The sequence below is a fragment of the Kangiella shandongensis genome (assembly GCF_020005365.1).
In the GTDB taxonomy this organism is placed as follows: Bacteria; Pseudomonadota; Gammaproteobacteria; order Enterobacterales; family Kangiellaceae; genus Kangiella; species Kangiella shandongensis.
Window position 1 is genome coordinate 189,248 of the sequence record NZ_JACNML010000005.1, and the last position, 16,021, is coordinate 205,268.

Genomic DNA, 16,021 nt, shown 5'->3' on the forward strand with positions numbered 1-16,021 from the left:
TTTATGGCGGTGACTAACAAGCCGATAGTGTGGTCGGTTGCTGGCTCTGATTGCTCCGGTCTGGCAGGACAGGCCGCAGATATCCGCGCTATCGAAGCTCTGGGCGCTCATCCCGGCTCCATAACCACTGCGGTAACGGCACAGAATAATGAGACGGTGGTAGCTGTTAACGAATTAACCTACGACCAGATAGCATCTCAGTTTCAAGCGTTAAAAGAATCATTTCCAGCGCGGGCGATCAAGGTAGGTTTGTTGCCCAGTACCCAATCGATAAAAGCTCTGATGGAATATCTTAAGGAGTATCAGGAAGCATTGGTACTGGATCCGGTAATGGTCAGCACCTCAGGTAAGTCACTGGTTAGCGAAGATACTTTAGTCTCCTACCGTGAATTACTGAGCAAAGCCTCGCTGATCACGCCTAATTTACCTGAACTGGAATTGCTGACCGGCCTCACTGTGAATGATGAAGAGTCCGTCAAGCGTGCCGCTAACCATCTATTGCAACAGGGGGTTAAGGCGGTATTGGTGAAAGGCGGGCATACCGAGCAACTTAGTGGAAGCGAAGATAAGTACCTGCACGATTATTTTATCAGCCAGCAACAGGAATTCTGGTTACATAGCCCGAAACAAAAGACTGACAATACTCGGGGCACTGGCTGTGTCCTCGCTTCGGCAATTAGTGCAGCCTTAGCTCATAGTTACTCACTGGAAGACTCGGTAATTATCGGCAAGATGTTACTCAGCCAAGGTTTACGACACGGTTACGCTCTGGGGCGTCAAAAGGGTCCGTTGAAGCCTTTGTCCTGGCCTGATGAAGCCAGGGATGTGCCTTTAATAACAGCGAATAGCCTTGATCCAAATGGCGAAGCATTTCCGCCCTGTTCCGAAGATAAAGCGCTTGGATTATATCCTGTGGTCGATCGGGCTGAGTGGTTGCAGCGTTTGCTACCACTGGGCGTGTCGACCATTCAGTTAAGAGTTAAAGATTTAGAGGGCGAGGCGTTGGAGCAAGAGATTGTAGAGGCGATAAGCATTGCCCGACAATATGATGCTCGATTATTTATTAACGATTACTGGCAGTTGGCGATTAAACATGGCGCCTATGGGGTCCATCTGGGACAGGAAGATATTGTCGATGCGGACATTGCAGCCATTCGTCAGGCGGGTTTGCGCTTAGGTTTGAGTACCCATTGTTATTATGAAGTGGCTCGTGCCCATGCCATCAGGCCAAGTTATCTTGCCTGTGGGCCGGTCTATCATACCGACAGTAAGGATATGCCCTGGATCCCGCATGGCATTGAGAATTTGAAGAAGTGGATGCGATTACTGCCGCATTATCCATGGGTAGCGATCGGTGGCATTAACCTTGAACGTTTTGATGAAGTGGCACAGACCGGCGTTTCCAGCATTGCTATGATTTCAGCTATTACTCGGGCCGATGATCCTGAAGCAGTGACTCGACAAATGCTGGAGCAGTTAGCACCATGAGCGAATTTATCCCACAGGAACAGGATAAGGTTCAATTTATCGAAGCTACCGATCTGGCGCAATGGCTAACGCAGCCTGATGCCCCTTTAGTCATCGATGTCAGTGGCGAGGAAGAAGCGTTTGAGCCCATCGCAATAAAAGCGAAGGAGAGTTTGTCGTTACCGATAGCGGAGTTTGCCAGCTTTATAAACGAGTGGGATCCGGATGAAGCGGTAGTAGTGGTTTGCCAGCTGGGACAGAAGAGCTTTAATGCGGCACATCGCCTGATAGAGTCTGATTTCAGTTGCGTTTACAGTTTACACGGTGGTTTCGAGGCTTGGAGACGAGCGATCAACCATTGATATTGCTCATAAAATGTCACAATTTCCCACTGGCAGCTACTGGGCGGCGCACTATAATAATTAGCAAAAAGGAGATACAGATGTCACAACAACCATCACTTATCGAGCAGCGCCCAGAGAACGTAAAGCGGCTTCATCCTGATGCGATTAAAGCTTCGAGAATCGCTCACTTAATTTTTTGCATCATTTTATTGGCGGCAGCCAGTGTGGTGTCGTTTATTGCCGGTAGCTGGTTGCTGTGGGGAATTGCTCTTGCCGCAATATTACTCCTCTTTAGCCTGCTGTTTTTCTGGGCGAAAAAATCTTACGATTACACTTGGTATTGGTTAACCGACGAAGGATTGTATATTCAACGTGGCGTGTTATGGCGCAGAAAAGCATTGGTGCCAAGAAATCGTATCCAGCACACCGATGTGGCTCAGGGTCCGCTGCAGCGACGGTTTGAGCTGGCCAAGCTGATTGTCTATACCGCCGGCACGCGCGATGCTTCGGTTCCGATCGATGGCCTGTTAATGGAAACGGCCAATAGCCTGCGCCAGGAGTTGCGTCAGGAAGGGGACAGTGATGCAGTCTAGTGAAGAGCGTAAGCTGCACAAATCGTCGCCGATTTTTATCCTGCTGGATAATATTAAGAAGATCATCTTTCCTATACTCATTGCGCTACTCGGTTCGGGCGGTTCTTACTGGGAGTACATAGCCTTAGCCATTGCGCTTATAGTCAGTCTGCTCTCAATCGTACAGTACCGATTTTATCGTTACTGGCTGGAGCCCAACCAAATCCGGGTGAAAGAAGGGGTTATCTTTCGTAATGAGCGCCAGGTGCCATACAAGCGTATCCAGAATCTAAACCTGTCGCAGAATCCTTTGCATCGAATACTCGGTGTGGTCACCGTCCAACTGGAGTCGGCCTCCGGTGGTAAACCCGAAGCGGTGATTAATGTGGTCGATATGGCGGCGGTGAAGGAGTTAAAGCAGATGATTCATGGCGACACCCCAGTTGATGAAAACACCGAAGCCAGCAGTGATGAGGCATCAGGAAAAAAGCCAGCGCTTTTGACGCTGTCTTTTGCAGAAATTGTACGCTATGGCGTTATTACCAATAAAGGCCTGGTTATTTTAGCAGTGGTATTCGGCTTTTTATCGCAGCTTAGTGATGGCTACATCAAGAACTATGTTGAGAGCAGGATGGTGGCTTTCGCGGATTGGTTCTCTAACGGTTTTGACAGCTTTGTGGGGGATTTAGGCGCCTTGACCATCGTGGTTTATGTCTTGTTATTAACCATCCTTGGCTTGCTGGGCTTATGGCTGCTGTCGGTTAGTTTTGCGCTATTTAAGTTACACGAGTTCGAGTTGCTCAAAAGTCATGGCAAGTTACAGGCGACCATGGGGTTGCTGACTCGAATGCAGGCCACCATCCCCATGTCGAGAATACAGACCCTGACCGTTAGAAACTCAATGTTACATCGTTGGTTTAAGCGTTTGACGGTCAGTGTTGAGACTGCTGGTGGCGTTAATAATGAAAAACAGGGATTAACGCTGAAAGAGATTGCGCCATTGTTTCCAGCTGCGGAGCGGGCGAGACTGTTATACCAAATTCAGCCAGATATTTCATGGCAGGGGATCCAGTGGAAGCCAATTGAGCGTAAGGCGTTAAGACGAATTATTAAGCGGCTCACGCTAATGAGTTTGCTGCCTGTTATTCCGCTGTATTTTTCTCACTGGTTCTATGCTGCCGCAAGTTTTGTCGTTTTGGTGCTCTTAAGTTTCCTCTATGCCCGAGCCTACGTGAAACACACCGCTTATTGTCTCGATAATGACATGATCGGTTTTAAAAGTGGTGTCATTTTTAAGAAAGAAACTTATGTCAGGTTAAGTAAGATCCAGACAGTGCAGGTTAAGGAAAGTTTGTTCGACCGACGCTACGGCATGGCCAAGCTGGAAGTCGATACGGCCGGAGCCATGGTTGGCGCGCACCATGTCGAGATCCCTTATATTATGTTGCAGGATGCACTGCGTATTCAAAGCAAGTTAGTCGAACGGGTTAGCAGTAAACAATTTGTGTGGTAAGTCAGGGTGCGGACACCGCACTGTTGTGCGGTGTCCATTAGCCTAGTATCCGAGTTTAGGGTTATAGTAAAGCTTGGCACTGACAGGATCCTGTACCTGACCAATCAATTGTAACTGTAGTTTTTCAGGCAAATAGTTATTGAGTTCCGTCAGTAGATCTGAACAGCTATTAGCTCGATCGATAATGTTAGCGTAAGTAGTGTTTGGACTTAGATCTTCTACATACCAGTGCAATATTTCCTGCAAATAGTCTAAAGATGTTTTTTCATGAATGACTAATAAACTATTCTGATATTGATTCCAATCTTTGGCACTGATATCCGTAGTATCGAGGAAGTTAGAAACAACTAAATCGTCCAGCTCTTCACTATATAATTGGTTTTGTTGCTCCAATACTGCCAGAATATCCTCTTCTGAAACTTGCTGACCGTTTAATGAAGCCTGATTACGAACTTCTTGTTCTGAAATACCCCGGGTTAGGCGCCAGTCCATTTCTTTAGCATAGGCCTGTTCAAAGTAATCCTTAAATGGCGGCTCTAAGGACAGGCGTTCGCGACCATCGTCGAGTAATGTCTGGTATGCCTCTTGGAGAGAAGTGTCAGATGAAAGAAAATGCTTTTCTTCGCCTGGCGGACAGTCCATGCCTTCTGCAAAAGGAGCTGTACTGAAAGTCAGATTTGTTCCATCTTTTAATGGAGCGACAATATCAAAAAAGCAGCCAACAATATGGTTATAGATGACTATGCACGCCTTGTGATCAGGTGCGTAGGCAGCATATAAGTGAGTATTGTTGAGTTGAGGAATGATGAAATAGCCGGCCTCAATCGCTTGTAATGACTGGAGTTGCTCCACGAGTTGATGGAGTTCTGGTGAGTCGACTTGATCTTTTGTGACTGGTTCGAGGGTTATACGCGCTGGCTGCTCTAAAGGACCGTGCTCGATGACCTTTGACATCTGCTTCCCTAGCTTGAATCGGAGGTAATACTTAAATCCGAAGTACAATATCAATAGCAAGACAATAATACTGACAACGATAATTCCTATAATTTGAAAGAAGGTTCCCATACATTCTCCTTATTTGTTTTAATGGGAAGTTAAGGTAGATGTTTAAAACTGTCAATAAAAAGTAGTGCTGCTAAGGAATATGGGACATATCAATGTTAGAATAGCGGCAATTGATAGCAGAACGCTGCTGGTAATGATGAAACAAGGGTTTTTCCATGAATAAAAATTTCTTAAACCACCTTCAAGAGCAAGTTGAAGAGATCAAAGCCGAGGGCTTGTATAAGAGCGAACGAGTGATTGATTCACAGCAGGCCGCCGATATCCACGTCACCACAGGTGAGAGCGTCTTGAACTTCTGCGCCAATAACTATTTAGGCCTGGCGAATAGTCCGGAATTGATCGAAGCGGGTAAGGCTGCGTTGGACAAACAAGGCTACGGTATGGCTTCCGTACGCTTTATCTGTGGTACACAAGATGTACATAAAAAACTGGAAAGCCGTATCAGCGATTTCTTGGGCATGGAAGATACGATTCTTTACTCTTCCTGTTTCGATGCCAATACCGGTTTATTTGAAACAATTTTATCGAAAGAAGACGCCATTATTTCTGATGCTTTGAACCACGCTTCAATTATTGACGGCGTTCGCTTATGCAAGGCCATGCGCTATCGTTACAACAATAACGATATGGCGGACCTCGAAGAGCAATTAAAGCAGGCTGATGCTGATGGTGCACGTTATAAGTTGATTGTAACGGATGGCGTGTTCTCGATGGATGGCATTATTGCGAATTTGGAAGCGGTATGTGATTTGGCAGATAAATACAATGCGCTAGTCATGGTTGATGATTCCCACGCAGTGGGCTTTATCGGAGATAAGGGGCGCGGCACGCATGAGCATTGTAACGTTATGGATCGTGTGGACATTATCACAGGTACTCTGGGTAAAGCATTAGGTGGTGCGTCCGGCGGCTATACAGCAGCGCGTAAAGAAATTGTTGAGATACTGCGTCAACGTTCGCGCCCGTATCTGTTCTCCAATACCCTGGCTCCGGTGATTGCTTCGGCCAGTTTGCGTGTACTGGATATGCTGGAAAATGGCGATGAGTTACGACAAAAACTGAAGCACAACAGTGAATATTTCCGTGAGAAAATGACTGCATTAGGTTTCGAGCTGGTGCCCGGCGAGCATCCGATTATTCCTGTGATGCTGGGCGATGCTAGCTTGGCCAGCAAGTTTGCGGATAAGATGTTGCAGGAAGGCATTTACGTGATTGGCTTCTCCTTCCCGGTGGTGCCCAAAGGGCAGGCGCGTATTCGTACACAAATGTCAGCGGCTCATGACATTGAACATATCGATCGCGCGGTTGCTGCTTTTGAGAAAGTGGGTAAAGAACTGGGTGTGATTAAGTAAAGTACGCTAGACCCTGCGACAGTAACAGGTTAGTGGATATGCCACTTTGATTTAGCAAAGGTTCCCGGTTTCGCGGGAATGACAACGAACAGAGATAGTTATGAAAACATTGAGTAAAGCTAAAGCGGAAAAAGGGATCTGGATGGTAGACCATCCTAAGCCGGAGCTTGGGCACAATGATGTGTTGATTAAGATTAAAAAGACCGCTATCTGCGGCACTGACATGCACATTTACCACTGGGATGAGTGGGCGCAGGAGACGATTCCGGTGCCGATGACCGTGGGTCATGAATATGTCGGCGTGATCGAAGAAGTGGGGCAGGAAGTCAAAGGTTTTAAGATTGGTGATCGCGTTTCCGGTGAAGGCCATATCACCTGTGGCTTCTGTCGTAATTGTCGCGCAGGTCGTCGTCACCTCTGCCGTAATACCGTCGGCGTTGGCGTCAATCGCCCGGGTGCTTTCGGCGAGTATCTGGTGATCCCGGCGGAAAATGCCTACAAGATCCCGGATGATATTTCCGATGATATTGCCTCGATTCTGGATCCATTTGGTAATGCAGCGCATACCGCCTTGTCTTTCGACTTGGTCGGTGAAGATGTATTGATTACTGGAGCCGGCCCGATAGGTATTATGGCAGCGGCGATTGCCAGACACGTCGGCGCACGCCACGTAGTGATCACTGATATGAACGATTACCGTCTGGAGCTGGCGAAAAAGATGGGCGCCACGCGCACGGTTAACGTGACCAAGGAAAAGCTGGAAGACGTGATGGATGAGCTGGGCATGACGGAAGGCTTTGACGTCGGTCTTGAGATGTCAGGTGCACCGCCAGCCTTTAAATCCATGCTTGATACCATTATCCATGGCGGTAAGATTGCCATGCTCGGCATTCCGTCCAGCGATATGGCGATTGACTGGAACAAGGTCATTTTCAAGGGCTTAATTATTAAAGGTATTTACGGCCGTGAGATGTACGAAACCTGGTACAAGATGATTGCCATGGTGCAGTCCGGTTTGGATTTAACGCCGGTGATTACCCACCGTTTCGATATTGATAAATTCGAAGAGGGCTTTGAAACCATGGCCAGTGGCCAATCGGGGAAAGTGGTTTTAAGCTGGGACTAGGTTCAGGTGAATTACTCTATTTTAAGCTGGGCGGAGTTGAGTAAAGAACAGCTCTACCAGCTTTTACGGCTTCGTTCGGAAGTGTTTGTGGTTGAGCAGGAATGTGCTTATCAGGATCTGGATGGGCTGGATGAACAGGCTCAGCATATCCTGGTAATTGGCACTGACAATCAACTTAACGGGTACACCAGAATCTATGAGGCGCTCTATCAAGGAAAGACGTATCAGGCGATTGGACGGGTCTGCGTTAAAGCTTCTCAACGGGGACAAGGCGTTGCTCGACAAATGATGCAGGTAACGCTTGATCATATTGAGAGTAAAAGCCAAGAAGCTGTAACGGTGAGTGCACAGGCGTATCTGGAGGCTTTTTACCAGCAGTTAGGTTTTAACACCGTATCGGAACCTTATCTGGAAGACGGTATCCCACACATTAGGATGATCAGAGAAAGACATTAATTATGCTAAAAGATTTTCTAACTCGTGCCGGCTGGATGACTAAACTATTGGTTGGGATCAGTGTCGTGGTCTCGATTATTACGCTGTCAGGCAGCAATCAGTTAACAGGGTATTTTACCTTTGACTGGCAATTAATTCTGCAAGGTCAGATACACCGGCTGATCACGCCGATCTTTCTGCACTTTATGATTGGTTCTTTGCCGATCCACCTGTTATTTAACATGATGTGGTTATGGGATCTGGGTGGTTCTATTGAGAAAGAGCGGGGGCCCTGGTATCTGTTGGGACTGGTGCTGGTCATTGGTGCTGCTTCCAATTTTGCCCAATATTTTGCCGAGTTTATGTCTAGCGGCTACGTCAGCCCGCGTTATATCTTTGGTGGTATGTCGGGCGTCGTCTTTGGGCTGTTAGGTTTTATTTTTGTGCGCCGAAAATTTGATCCTTTCTTCCGCGTTGATCTTCACCCGGGTATTATGCAGTTTATGATGATCTGGCTGGTGTTGGGCTTTGTATTGAACTCTACCGGCATGATTGGTATCGCCAATGCTGCGCACCTGATTGGCTTGATAGCAGGTGGTACATTAGGCTTTATTACCTCAAAGGTTAAAGCGTTTTAGTTGAGTTATTATGAATTTTAAGCGAATTAGCATTGAAGAAGTGAGTCAATTAGATCAGAAGCAGTCGATCAATGTGATTGATATTCGGGATCCGCAGTCGTTTGCTGCAGGACACATGCCGCAAGCGGTTAATATCAATAATCAAAATGCCGCCGATTACATCGAGCACACTGATAAATCAAAACCGCTGGTGGTGGTCTGTTATCACGGCCACAGCAGCCAACCGGCAGCGCAGTATTTTGCTGCTCAGGGTTTTGAAGAAGTGTATAGCATGGATGGCGGCTTTGAAGTGTGGAAGCTGAATCATCCGGTGGATACCGAGCAGTGATGCTCCGGGAAGTCAGGCAGAAAATGTCTCCATCGAGTCATTGTCGAGCTCTTTCCCTAGAATTTCTTTAGCTCGAATCAAGTTCTCTTCGTCAACCATTAAGGGAATTTCACCGACGGCCGCACCGTAGGTGTTATGAAAACCCTCATGCAAAATGGTGGCCTCTATACCATGTGTTTCCAATAGACCCTTGGCTATATGGGCTTGCATGGTATCAGCATAAGTCTCAACAACTGCTAAAGCCATTATCGCCTCCTTGTTAACACTTCACTATTATTAAGACACGAGCGGCTAGGGTTTGTAAATAGAATCCAGTACAATAACTGAAAATTTACCGTCTGCCTTGCTATGGACTTTTCGACTTGGCGTAGCGCTAATGATGCCGTCATACAACAGTTACCGTATTATATCGCTGAATGGGTTGCTGAGTTTGGCTCATTAACGCAAAAGCTGTCCTGTTACGCCGATCCGGTTCGACTCGAGCTACTTAAAGAGTCACTTGAGAATGCGACTGACAATGAGCAGCAGCTACTGGGTCTGGTCAATAACGCTCAGAGCCAAGTGCGTGAAGTGACGTTATACGGTCCGGGCAAGCCCTGGATTTATGCGCGAACGGTCGTGCCAGCCGATAATAAAGCCCTGTTAACGGGGTTGGGCGACAAACCGCTCGGCAGTATATTGTTTACTTCCCGTGAATTGCGGAGGTATTCGCTGGAAGTGCGGCAACTGCAAGCTGGTGATGAGTTATTTAATGAGGCGTTACAGCAGGTTGACGGTAAGCATAAACCAGATTACTTGTGGGCCAGACGCTCTGTCTGGGGGAGTGGTGATACCGCGGCAGGAAAAAAACTGCTGTTAGTCGAGGTCTTCTTACCGGATTCACCGCTGTATAACGATTAAAGCATAAAGCTAAACCATGAAATTAGAATTAAAGAAAGAACACTGGGGACACTATCTAAAACTGATGCGCTTTGATAAGCCAATAGGTACTTTCCTATTATTATGGCCGACGCTATGGGCTTTGTGGATTGCTGCCGAAGGTGTCCCCAACGGGTGGGTTTTTGTGGTCTTTGTGCTTGGCGTATTCCTAATGCGTTCGGCCGGTTGTATTATCAACGACTATGCAGACCGGGACTTTGATGCGCATGTTTCGCGTACGCGAACGCGCCCGCTGGCTCAGAATCTGGTGACAACGGATGAAGCACTGACTCTGTTTGCAGTGTTAGTGTTTATGGCGCTTCTATTAGTGCTAACACTCAACTGGTTGACGATAGGTTTGAGTGTGGTGGCCTTACTGCTGGCATCAACCTATCCGTTCATGAAGCGCTATACCTATTACCCTCAGGTGGTGTTGGGTGCCGCTTTCTCCTGGGGTATTCCAATGGCTTTTGCCGCTATTCAAGATACGGTACCGATTATTACCTGGTTAATATATGTGGCGACTCTACTGTGGGTGCTGGCCTACGATACGTTGTATGGGATGGTCGACCGGGAAGATGATCTTAAGCTGGGTTTAAAGTCGACGGCGATTCTATTCGGTGATATGGATTTGATGCTAATCACTGCCATCCAAGCGATGTTTATTTTTGGCATGTTGCTGCTGGGCCAACAGCTTGAGCTGTCTTTTTATTATTATCTAGGCTGGCTGGCTGCTGTTGGTTTGATTACTCGACAGGTTTGGCGTTGTCGCACCCGCAATCCCAAGGAATGCTTCAACGCCTTTCTTAATAACAATTATGTTGGACTAGCTTTCTTCCTTGGACTGGTCTGTCATTACTGGTTCGGTGCCTAGCTCTTTATTCTGACGTAAGCTCCGTGACGCTTTTTTGAGTCCCTGCTGCAGGGGAACGCTCAGTAGATTCAATACGGTTGAATAGAGCGTTTCACATTGTTGCGTTGGGCGCATGCCAGTCCCTTCAGTATGATGGACCCAACCTTCCTCCTTGAGGACCTTAACCTGATTACGGAACAGGTTTTTATCGAAAAACTCAGGAGCATTGATACTGTGCAGCGCGGCAATACGCTGTGCAAGTTTCTGACTTTCCTGCTCCAGCTCGGCACGACGAAGGCTTTCATGATCCTGTAGGCTGTGCAACATCGTTAAGCTGATGGCGTAACGCTGTAAAGCTGGCTGCACGGCTTGTGCTAATGTCATCAGGCGTGACCAGTTTGGATCCTCATCGCTGGCGGAGGATATGTTGCCGCCTTTTTCCTGCAACAAGCCGAGTGTAATCAGACTATCCAGCACTAAATCGACCTGCTCGCTGAGAGCTTCGCGTTGCCAACGGATATAGAGCTCTTGATGGAGGAAAGGATAAATCAGTTTAATGTAGCCTTTGATCTCATCGCGAGATACGTGATCGTGACGTTGAAACACCGCGGCGATTAATGATGGCAGGGCGTAAATATGCAGTATGTTATTACTGTAGTAGGTCGATAAGATCGCTTCGTCGCCTTCAATGAAAACGACATCGCCTGCCGGATCGGAGAACTCCTGAACCATTCCCAGTTTGAGTGCCGTCTCGAGTAGCTGCAGGCCACTATGCTGCGGCAAATTAATATAATCGCTGTAAGGGGCGGACTTAGCTAAGGTGATCAGCATATCAAGATGTGATATCAGCTCATTTTTGTCCATGGCCTGTCGCGGCGTAGCTAACAGGCTTAAACTGACCAGACAGACACTATTTACACTGGCGGCAGCATTAATACGGCGGTTAATTTCATCGCCGAGTTCAGTCACGGTGTTGGATAACCATTCGGGGCGCTCTTCCTGATCTTGTGAGGATTGACGCCAGTCGATATTTCGTTGTTGCAGGAAGTCCTGTAAATCAAGTGGCTGACCGAAGTTGAGGTAGACTTTGCCATAGAAGCGCTTCAGGGCTTTACGTACCCCTAACAGTTGACCGAAAGATTCCTTCTGTTTGCGTTTGCCACGCAGTTCGCCAACGTAACTTTTACCTTCAAACATGCGCTCATAGCCAATATAAACTGGCACAAACAGAATCGGTTTTTTGAGGCCGCGCAACAAGCTCTGTACAGTCATGGCGAGCATACCGGTTTTTGGCGTTAACAAACGGCCAGTCCGACTGCGCCCACCTTCCTGAAAATACTCGACGGGTATGCCCTTGTTAAACAGGCGGTACAGGTATTCGTTAAAAACAGCAGCATACAGGCGGTTACCGCGGAAACTACGGCGTAAGAAGAAAGCACCACCACGACGCAGAATGGAGCCCACGGGCCAGAAGTTTAAGTTAATACCGGCAGCGATATGCGGCGGTGCCAACCCTTCATGGTACAGCTGATAAGACAGTAACAAATAATCGGCATGGCTGCGGTGGCAGGGCACGTAAATAATCTCATGATCTTTCGCCATTTGCCGTACTTGTTTGAGGTTATTCACTTCAATACCAGCGTAGATCTTATACCAGACACGCGTCAGCAGGCTGGAGAGGAAACGGATCATGCGCGGACTGAAGTTAGCGGCAATTTCTTTGACGTATTTACCTGCTTCCTGTTCCAGTTCGTCAGAGCTGCGCTTGTTTTTGCCCTTGGTCTGCTCGCGCGCTATTACTTGCTGAACTGAGTCCGAGGCAACGATACCGTCGATCAGATCTCGGCGATTTTCGGTACGAGGGCCGACGGTCGCTACCCAGGCACGATTGAAATGCACGCGTAAAATGCGGCTAAGTTTATGGGCATTCTTTTCAGGCGCGATACTGAGATCGATATCCGGTGAACTCAGTTCTATCGGCTGTCCGTATTGAAGCAGACACTGCCGACCGGAGAACAACATGATCAGGAACTTACCAAAGCGCCCCGACTCTTCGATACTGGACACAAAATAGCGCAGAAAAGACTTCTCTTTGCCCGGATTGCGGCCCCAATACATCGACACTGGGACCAGTTTATACGGTTTGTTAGGGTTTGCCTGCTGCGCCTTGAGCAGCTTAACGATACTGGCCTTGTGGGCCTCGTTTTCTTTGTGGCGACGGAAAATACTGGGACGATTATTAAGGAACAGGCAGCTGCCCTGCGCCGGGATGTTCAATTTCTGATCGGTAGCTTTACCTGCCGGTAGCTCAAGCTGCTCGCCTTGTCGTCTCAGCAGTTCGATCGAAGTCATGGACTGTGTGCGCAAGACATAGACGATATGGTCTTCAGCCGATAAATGAAACTCGGACTGAGGGTCAGACGGCGCACGTTTTTCACGTACCAATAACTTTAATGGCAGGCGCAATAAAGCCAGAGAAAAGTTCTTTAAACTCGAAGACAAGGACATAAGTTGATGTAACCTATTAAAGTAATAATTGAACGGGTGCTGGGTGGCTCAAAAAGTCACGGGGACTGGCGCTGTAACCGTAGGCGCCGGACTGATAAACCGCAATAATATCACCAATCTCGGCTTTTGGCAGGGAGATATTGCTGCCGAGGATGTCGAGTGGCGTGCACAGAGGGCCAACCACATCGACCACTTCCTGTTGTTCTGATTTCATTTGCGTCGCTACCGCCAGTGGATAATTCTTACGAATCACCTGGCCGAAATTACCAGAGGCGGCCAGATGGTGGTGCAGACCACCGTTGGTGATGAGGTAGCGTTTGCCACGTGAGACTTTGGTATCGGTCACCTGGCACAGATATAAACCAGCATTGCCCACCAGATAGCGTCCCAGCTCCAGAATAATCTCACAATCCGCCAGCAGATGAGCATACTGCTTCTTAAGTTGCTGCAGATTGTCAGCAATCGGTTCCAGCTCAAGCGGCGTTTCGCCAGGGAAGTAAGGGATACCGAAGCCGCCACCAATATTCAGGTGGTGTAGCTGGAAGTGGTATTGTTCAACCAGTCGTTCGACTAAAGCAAAAATATTATTGTGGGCACTGATGATCGATTCAGGGCGCAAATTTTGTGAACCAGTAAAAATATGTAGGCCCTGAAAAACCAGTCGCGGATGACGCAGCGGTTCGATTAAATCAGACAGTTGTTCAACATCAATACCGAACTGCTGAGGTCCACCGCCCATTTTCATACCAGAGGACTTAAGTTCAAAATCAGGATTTAGCCGAAGTGCGATATTAGCCTTGCTATCGAGCTTTTCAGCCTGCTCAATGATCCGCTGCAGTTCGGTTTTAGATTCGACGTTTAAGGTAATATTGCTCGCCAGAGCCATGGCGATTTCCCGCTCCGACTTGCCGGGGCCAGCAAAGCTGATATTACGGTTATCCATCGATGTCGCCAAAGCCAGATGCAGCTCTTGGCCGGAAGCGACATCCAGACCATCGACTTGTTGAGCCATGTAGCTGAGCAGTGGCGAGAACGGATTCGCTTTGATCGCATAATGCAGACTGATTTGTGGGAAATAGTGACGCAAACGCTCCACATTGGCTTTAATTACGCTCTTATCATAAACATAACAGGGTGTTTGACCAGCGATGGTCACCACTTCACTTACCGTTCTGCCGGCAATCAGTAACTGATTGTCTCGGTGCGAGAACTGATCCATCGTTGCGTGCTGTTTTTGGGTCACTGTGTTCACCATACGTTGTTATTTTTGCCGACAAGCTGACTACTGTGCCAGATATTGGTACTGCTGCTGTAGAGCGGGTCGATCAATCTTGCCGTTAGCATTGCGTGGTAACTGCTCGACAAACTCGATATATCGGGGCTGCATATAATTAGGCAGTTGCTGCTGACAGTAGCGCTTGATAGTTTTAATCAGAGTTTCCTGATCATCGCTGTCGGCTTTGAGCACTAACAATATGGCTTGCCCGAGCTGAGAGTCGTTAACACCAATCGCTGCCACTTCCTGCAGCTGCTCTAAGCCATACAGGGTATCTTCGAGCTCGGCAGGACTGATACGATATCCTGAGCATTTTATCATATCGTCCTGACGACCGATAAAGTATAAAAAGCCATCTCTATCACGTTTTACCGTATCGCCGGACCAGACCGCAATTTCGGCTCGATGGTTATTCTGTTTTAAGGGTTTAAAGCGTTTAGCGGTTTTTTCCGGAGCATTCCAGTAGCCCAGACTGACGTGTACGCCTCGATGAACCAGCTCGCCCGGTTCATCGATCTCACATTCACTGCCGTCTGCACGCAGTACCAGAATCTCGGCGTTGGGTATGGCCTTGCCGATGGAGTTAGGACGCTTGTCGAGTTCGTGTGGCTCAAGGTAGGTTGAGCGGAAAGCTTCGGTCAGCCCATACATTAAATAAGGCGCCGTATCAGGTAATGCTGTCTGTAGCTGGCGTAACGTCTTCTCCGGCATGGCACCACCAGTATTGGTAATATAGCGTAGCGACTCCTTGGCTTCCTGCGGCCACTCCAGAGTGGACAGTTGTACCCACAAGGGGGGAACTGCCGCCAGCCCTGTTACCGAATGTTTCACTACCTGGCGGATGACATCTTTTGGTAGCAGGTATTCCATCAATACGACTTTGGCACCCACCAGTAAGGCTGTCGTCACCTGACTGAGTCCGTAGTCAAAACTGAGGGGCAAAACGGCAAGCAGGGTATCATTATGCGTATTATGCAGGTATTGACTGACGCTTTGTGCACCGGCTATCAGGTTCTGGTGCGAAAGGCAGACGCCTTTGGGTTGACCCGTTGAACCGGAAGTATACAGAATGGCAGCGAGGTCGGTTAGAATACGCCTACGGCGTTGTGGCGATGTGTCTGGCTGAGCGATGAGTGCATCCCATAAGTGCATCTGCTGATGCGAGGAAACTTCGAAATCTGTCGAGTCATCGACCAGCAAAAGGTGAAGCAAATCATCGCATTCCGGGTAGATGCTTTGTAGGATCTTGGCTCGCTGGCTGCTGGTAACCATCAGTTGGATATTACAGTCCTGAGCGATATAGCTGACCTGAGGCGCTTTGAGTAATGGGTTGATTGGTACAAATACCAAGCCGGCGCGACTGGCAGCAAAGAAAGCAATAACGGACTCGAGCTGCTTTGGTAGATATACCCCGATGCGGCTATTGGGCTCTAGCCCCAGCGCTATAAAGCGAGCGGCTAAGGCGTCGATATTCTCGTTAAGCTGTTGATAGGTTTGCTGTTGTTTGTTGTCATCAACGGCAACCTTATCGGCAAAGTTTTGACTGCTTAGGGTGACTATGTCGTCAAACTGGCAAAGCATCAGCGATCCGTTATTATTGAATAAATAAGTTGCTGACATTTTAGC

16 protein-coding genes are annotated in these 16,021 nt (G+C 48.0%); 11 read left to right on the forward strand and 5 right to left on the reverse strand.

Annotated elements, in window-relative coordinates; genetic code table 11:
* The first annotated feature begins 3 nt into the window (after positions 1–3).
* The 4 genes from thiE (at position 4) to H7708_RS07570 (ending at position 3,896) form a co-directional block, all read left to right on the forward strand.
* Positions 4–1,488, forward strand: coding sequence for a thiamine phosphate synthase (thiE, locus tag H7708_RS07555; RefSeq protein ID WP_223669894.1), 1,485 nt, complete (start codon positions 4–6; stop codon positions 1,486–1,488).
* Positions 1,485–1,829, forward strand: a complete 345-nt coding sequence (locus tag H7708_RS07560) for a rhodanese-like domain-containing protein (protein ID WP_223669895.1) — start codon at positions 1,485–1,487, stop codon at positions 1,827–1,829. The genes thiE and H7708_RS07560 overlap by 4 nt, the downstream gene beginning before the upstream one ends.
* Positions 1,830–1,909: 80 nt before the next feature.
* Positions 1,910–2,404: a PH domain-containing protein gene (locus H7708_RS07565; protein WP_223669896.1), complete on the forward strand. Its 495-nt coding sequence runs from the start codon at positions 1,910–1,912 to the stop codon at positions 2,402–2,404.
* Positions 2,394–3,896, forward strand: coding sequence for a PH domain-containing protein (locus H7708_RS07570; RefSeq protein WP_223669897.1), 1,503 nt, complete (start codon positions 2,394–2,396; stop codon positions 3,894–3,896). The genes H7708_RS07565 and H7708_RS07570 overlap by 11 nt, the downstream gene beginning before the upstream one ends.
* 42 nt (positions 3,897–3,938) lie before the next feature.
* On the opposite strand, the gene H7708_RS07575 is transcribed toward H7708_RS07570, so the two are convergent.
* Positions 3,939–4,850, reverse strand: coding sequence for a hypothetical protein (locus tag H7708_RS07575; RefSeq protein WP_223669898.1), 912 nt, complete (start codon positions 4,848–4,850; stop codon positions 3,939–3,941).
* A gap of 266 nt (positions 4,851–5,116) precedes the next feature.
* Here H7708_RS07575 and H7708_RS07580 point away from each other — a divergent pair, with 266 nt between their 5' ends.
* From H7708_RS07580 to glpE, 5 genes are all read left to right on the forward strand, one after another.
* Positions 5,117–6,313 (forward strand): glycine C-acetyltransferase, encoded by a 1,197-nt coding sequence (locus tag H7708_RS07580; protein WP_223669899.1) that lies wholly within the window; start codon positions 5,117–5,119, stop codon positions 6,311–6,313.
* A 100-nt stretch (positions 6,314–6,413) separates the two neighbouring features.
* The gene (gene tdh, locus H7708_RS07585) at positions 6,414–7,439 is read left to right on the forward strand and encodes an L-threonine 3-dehydrogenase (protein ID WP_223669900.1); all 1,026 of its coding nucleotides are present in this window, start codon (positions 6,414–6,416) and stop codon (positions 7,437–7,439) included.
* A 6-nt stretch (positions 7,440–7,445) separates the two neighbouring features.
* A complete protein-coding gene (locus H7708_RS07590; protein WP_223669901.1) occupies positions 7,446–7,895 on the forward strand; it encodes a GNAT family N-acetyltransferase in 450 nt (149 codons plus the stop codon).
* A 2-nt stretch (positions 7,896–7,897) separates the two neighbouring features.
* Entirely contained in the window at positions 7,898–8,512 is a 615-nt protein-coding gene (locus H7708_RS07595; RefSeq protein WP_223669902.1) for a rhomboid family intramembrane serine protease, read from the forward strand.
* 10 nt (positions 8,513–8,522) lie between these two features.
* Complete coding sequence (gene glpE / locus H7708_RS07600; RefSeq protein WP_223669903.1) at positions 8,523–8,840, forward strand: thiosulfate sulfurtransferase GlpE; 318 nt, start codon at positions 8,523–8,525, stop codon at positions 8,838–8,840.
* Between the two features lie 12 nt (positions 8,841–8,852).
* Here the strand turns inward: glpE and H7708_RS07605 are convergent, their stop codons facing one another.
* A complete protein-coding gene (locus H7708_RS07605) occupies positions 8,853–9,086 on the reverse strand; it encodes a putative signal transducing protein (protein ID WP_223669904.1) in 234 nt (77 codons plus the stop codon).
* Between the two features lie 102 nt (positions 9,087–9,188).
* Here H7708_RS07605 and H7708_RS07610 point away from each other — a divergent pair, with 102 nt between their 5' ends.
* Together H7708_RS07610 and ubiA are read left to right on the forward strand one after the other, a co-directional pair.
* The gene (locus H7708_RS07610) at positions 9,189–9,740 is read left to right on the forward strand and encodes a chorismate--pyruvate lyase family protein (RefSeq protein WP_223669905.1); all 552 of its coding nucleotides are present in this window, start codon (positions 9,189–9,191) and stop codon (positions 9,738–9,740) included.
* 16 nt (positions 9,741–9,756) lie between these two features.
* Positions 9,757–10,632 (forward strand): 4-hydroxybenzoate octaprenyltransferase, encoded by an 876-nt coding sequence (gene ubiA / locus H7708_RS07615; RefSeq protein ID WP_223669906.1) that lies wholly within the window; start codon positions 9,757–9,759, stop codon positions 10,630–10,632.
* On the opposite strand, the gene plsB is transcribed toward ubiA, so the two are convergent.
* Genes plsB through H7708_RS07630 form a run of 3 tightly spaced genes read right to left on the reverse strand, consistent with a single transcriptional unit; the run spans position 10,585 to position 16,015 of the window.
* Positions 10,585–13,119, reverse strand: a complete 2,535-nt coding sequence (gene plsB, locus H7708_RS07620) for a glycerol-3-phosphate 1-O-acyltransferase PlsB (protein ID WP_223669907.1) — start codon at positions 13,117–13,119, stop codon at positions 10,585–10,587. The two genes, ubiA and plsB, sit on opposite strands and share 48 nt — an antisense overlap.
* Positions 13,120–13,135: 16 nt before the next feature.
* Positions 13,136–14,374, reverse strand: coding sequence for a pyridoxal-dependent decarboxylase, exosortase A system-associated (locus tag H7708_RS07625; protein ID WP_407929729.1), 1,239 nt, complete (start codon positions 14,372–14,374; stop codon positions 13,136–13,138).
* Positions 14,375–14,401: 27 nt separating this feature from the next.
* Positions 14,402–16,015 (reverse strand): acyl-CoA ligase (AMP-forming), exosortase A system-associated, encoded by a 1,614-nt coding sequence (locus tag H7708_RS07630; protein WP_223669909.1) that lies wholly within the window; start codon positions 16,013–16,015, stop codon positions 14,402–14,404.
* Between the last annotated feature and the right edge of the window lie 6 nt (positions 16,016–16,021).